The 4,462-nt window shown below is 52.8% G+C and carries 2 protein-coding genes; one reads left to right on the plus strand and one right to left on the minus strand.

The annotated features are described in order from the left end of the window. Positions 1 to 32: 32 nt before the first annotated feature. Positions 33 to 4,145 carry a DNA-directed RNA polymerase subunit beta gene (gene rpoB / locus AC9UG7_RS00770; protein WP_509583120.1) on the minus strand — a complete coding sequence of 1,371 codons (4,113 nt, stop codon included), beginning with the start codon at positions 4,143 to 4,145 and terminating at the stop codon, positions 33 to 35. Between the two features lie 57 nt (positions 4,146 to 4,202). Between rpoB and AC9UG7_RS00775 the strand changes: the two genes are divergently transcribed. Next, positions 4,203 to 4,462 (plus strand): hypothetical protein (locus AC9UG7_RS00775; protein ID WP_509583122.1); only part of this gene is annotated, 260 nt, incomplete at its 3' end.

Genomic DNA, 4,462 nt, shown 5'->3' on the forward strand with positions numbered 1-4,462 from the left:
TGTGAACTGCTTAAAGAGGTCGAGTAATGATTTCATGAACGCTCCAACTCAATATCAATGCCCAATGAACGGATTTCTTTGACCAGCACGTTGAACGATTCGGGCATGCCCGCTTCGATCGCGTGCTCGCCCTTGACGATGCTTTCGTATACCTTGGTGCGGCCTTGCACGTCGTCGGACTTGACGGTGAGCATTTCCTGCAAGGTGTAAGAAGCGCCATAGGCTTCGAGCGCCCAGACCTCCATTTCGCCGAACCGCTGGCCACCAAACTGCGCCTTACCACCCAGCGGTTGCTGCGTGACCAAGCTGTAGGGGCCCGTGGAACGCGCATGCATCTTGTCATCAACCAAGTGGTGTAATTTCAATACATGCATGTAGCCAACAGTGGTGGGACGGTCGAATGCGTCTCCGGTACGGCCGTCAAACAAATGGGCTTGTGTACGAGCGCTGGTCAAACCCTTGGCTTGCACCACGTCTTCAGGATAAGCCAGTTTCAACATGGTGCGGATGTCTTCCTCGGAAGCACCGTCAAATACTGGCGTTGCAAACGGCACACCCATCGACAGGTTGTGTGCCATTTCCTTGACATCTTTATCCGCGATTTTGGCCAGGTCTTCTTTGTGTCCTGTGGTGTTGTACAAAGTTTCCAGAAAACCACGAATCTCTGCGGCTTTGGATTCTTGTTGCAACATGTGTCCCAGTTGTTCGCCAATGCCTTTGGCAGCCCAGCCCAAATGCACTTCCAACACCTGCCCCACGTTCATGCGTGAGGGCACACCCAACGGGTTGAGCACGATATCAACCGGTGTTCCATCCGCCATGTAAGGCATGTCTTCGACAGGCACGATCTTGGAGACCACGCCTTTGTTGCCATGACGGCCAGCCATTTTGTCGCCAGGTTGCAAGCGACGCTTGACCGCCAAATACACTTTGACCATTTTCAACACGCCAGCAGGCAACTCGTCGCCTTGTGTCAATTTCTTGCGCTTTTCTTCAAAAGCCAGGTCAAAGCTGTGACGGGTTTGGGCCAATGCATTTTTGATGGACTCCAACTGAGAAGCCACATCTTCATCTGCAGGTCGAATATCAAACCAATGGAAACGATCGACGGCTGTCAGGTAGTCATTGTCGATTTTGCTGCCTTTGGGCAGTTTGTTTGGTCCACCGTTGGCCACTTTGCCCAGCAACAATTTGTGGATACGGTCGAATGCATCGGCCTCCACAATACGCAACTGGTCATTCAAATCGAGACGAAAGCGCTTGAGTTCATCGTCAATGATTTGCTGTGCGCGCTTGTCACGCACAATCCCTTCGCGGGTGAACACCTGCACATCGATGACCGTGCCTTGTGAACCTTGATCGACACGAAGTGAGGTGTCTTTCACATCGGAGGCTTTTTCACCAAAGATGGCACGCAGCAGTTTTTCTTCTGGTGTCAACGTGGTCTCACCTTTGGGTGTGACCTTGCCTACCAACACATCACCGGGCTGTACTTCAGCGCCCACAAAAATGATGCCGGACTCGTCCAAACGGTTGAGTTGTTGTTCGGCCAAGTTGGGAATGTCCCGTGTGATTTCTTCTGCGCCCAGCTTGGTGTCACGCGCCATCACCACCAACTCTTCAATGTGAATGGAGGTGTAACGGTCTTCGGCGACGACACGCTCGGAAATGAGAATCGAGTCTTCGAAGTTGTAACCGTTCCAAGGCATGAATGCGACCAACATGTTCTGACCTAAAGCCAGTTCACCCAGGTCGGTAGATGCACCGTCAGCTATCACGTCACCCTTGGCCAACTTGTCGCCGCGCTTGACGATGGGACGCTGATGGATGTTGGTGTTCTGGTTAGAACGCTGGTATTTGATCAGGTTATAAATATCGACACCGACTTCACCGGCTTGTGTTTCAGAGTCATTCACACGCACCACGATGCGGGTGGCATCAATGTAATCAACCACACCACCACGCAAAGCCGTCACCACAGTGCCCGAGTCAATCGCGGCGACGCGTTCGATGCCGGTACCGACAAAGGCTTTTTCAGGGCGCAGCACAGGCACGGCCTGGCGCTGCATGTTGGCACCCATCAAGGCGCGGTTCGCATCATCGTGCTCCAAAAACGGCACAAGAGACGCCGCTACTGACACGATTTGGGCTGGCGACACGTCCATGTACTGCACGCGTTCTTTGCCGCACAAAATAGATTCGCCTTTTTCACGGGCAGACACCAAGTCGCCGGTCAAACGGTCTTCTTTGTCTAGCGTGGCATTCGCCTGTGCAATCACGTACTTGGCTTCTTCGATGGCAGACAAATAATCGATTTCACGTGTCACTTGACCATCATGCACGCGACGGTATGGGGTTTCAATGAATCCATACTCGTTCAATCTCGCATACAAGGACAAAGAGTTGATCAAACCGATGTTCGGGCCTTCGGGTGTTTCAATAGGACATACCCGGCCATAGTGTGTGACGTGCACGTCGCGCACTTCAAAACCGGCACGCTCGCGTGTCAAACCGCCTGGGCCAAGGGCCGACACACGGCGCTTGTGGGTGATTTCTGACAAGGGATTGGTCTGGTCCATGAACTGCGACAACTGTGACGCGCCAAAAAACTCTTTGAGTGCAGCAGAAATCGGCTTGGAGTTGATCAAGTCATGGGGCATCAATGGCTCTTGTTCGGCCTGACCCAAACGTTCCTTGACGGCTTTTTCAATCCGCGCCAAACCAGTGCGATACTGGTTTTCAGCGAGTTCGCCCACACAACGCACACGGCGGTTGCCCAAGTGATCGATGTCATCTACCTCACCACGGCCATTGCGCAAGTCAACCAAAATTTTGACCACAGCCAGGATGTCTTCGTTGTTCAACACCATGGGGCCGGTGGATTCGTCACGCCCAACGCGGGCGTTGAACTTCATGCGCCCGACACGCGATAAATCGTAGGTATCGGGGTTGTAGAACAAGCGCTGGAACAAGGCTTGCACCGCGTCTTCAGTGGGCGGTTCGCCAGGTCGCATCATGCGGTAGATGGCGACACGCGCAGCAAACTCATCAGCGGTTTCATCGATACGCAAGGTTTGTGAAATGTAAGTGCCTTGGTCGAGTTCGTTGGTGTAGATGCATTGCAAATCATGCACACCACTTGAGCGTAGTTTCTTTAACAACACTTCGGTCAACTCGTCGTTGGCCTTGGCAATGATTTCACCAGTTTCTTCGTCCACAATATTGCGGGCGATCACACGGCCAATGAGGAAGTCTTCTGGCACGCTGATATGACTGGTACCCGATTGGTCCAAATCGCGGGTGTGGCGTGCTGTGATGCGTTTGTCTTTGGCAACCACCACGTTACCGATTTTGTCGGTAATGTCAAAACGAGCGACTTCGCCACGCAAACGTTCAGCCACAAATTCCATTTGTGCGCCGCTGTCCATCAAACGGAAATTGTCATTGACGAAAAAGTTAGCCAAAATGGCTTCGGGCGTCAAGCCAATGGCTTTGAGCAAAATCGTGACCGGCATTTTGCGACGGCGGTCGACGCGGAAATACAAAATATCCTTGGGATCGAATTCATAGTCGAGCCATGAACCACGGTAGGGAATGATGCGAGCAGAAAACAGCAGCTTGCCTGAGCTGTGAGTTTTGCCCTTGTCGTGCTCGAAAAAGACACCAGGTGAACGGTGCAACTGTGACACGATGACGCGTTCGGTGCCGTTGATGATGAACGAACCTTTGTCGGTCATCAATGGCACTTCGCCCATGTAAACCTCTTGCTCTTTGACTTCCTTGACCACTTTGGATTGCGGCGTTGAAGAATCACGGTCATAAATAATCAGTTGCACACGAGCACGCACGGCTGACGAGAAAGTCAAACCCCGCGTCTGACATTCGCGCACATCAAACGCTGGTTTGGCCAGGTTGTACTCGAGGTATTTCATCTCGACAAAACCGTTGTGCGAAACGATAGGGAAAGCCGCATCAAATGCCGCCTGCAAACCTTCGTTGGTGCGTTTTTTGGGAGGGACATCTGCCTGCAAAAAAGCGGTATACGCGTCTTTTTGCATTTGAAGCAGGTAAGGAATTTCCAGCACGCTGTCGCGGCTGCCGAAACTTTTGCGGATGCGCTTGCGTTCGGTAAATGTGTAGGCCATGAGTTCTCCGGACTTGATTCACTCGGCGACTGGGGTCGCACAGTTTGCTCTGGGCAAGTGTGCGTCGTGCTTGGCCCGCTGGCCACTACCAGCGTTGGCGGACGGTTGCGCATTGCACACAACCCGAACCAAGGTTCTTCTGCAGTCAGCTCAGAAGACACTCGACAACCGGTACGAACCAGCTGTCGGGTGCGCTCTGAGAGCGCCAAAGGCTGGGGACCCCTTGTGAGGGCATCCAGCCTTTGTTTTCCCGATTACTTGAGCTCGACCTTGGCGCCAGCTTCTTCCAATTTTTTCTTGGCTGCTTCGGCGTCTGC

This window comes from Limnohabitans sp., assembly GCF_046052765.1.
Lineage (GTDB): Bacteria > Pseudomonadota > Gammaproteobacteria > Burkholderiales > Burkholderiaceae_C > Limnohabitans.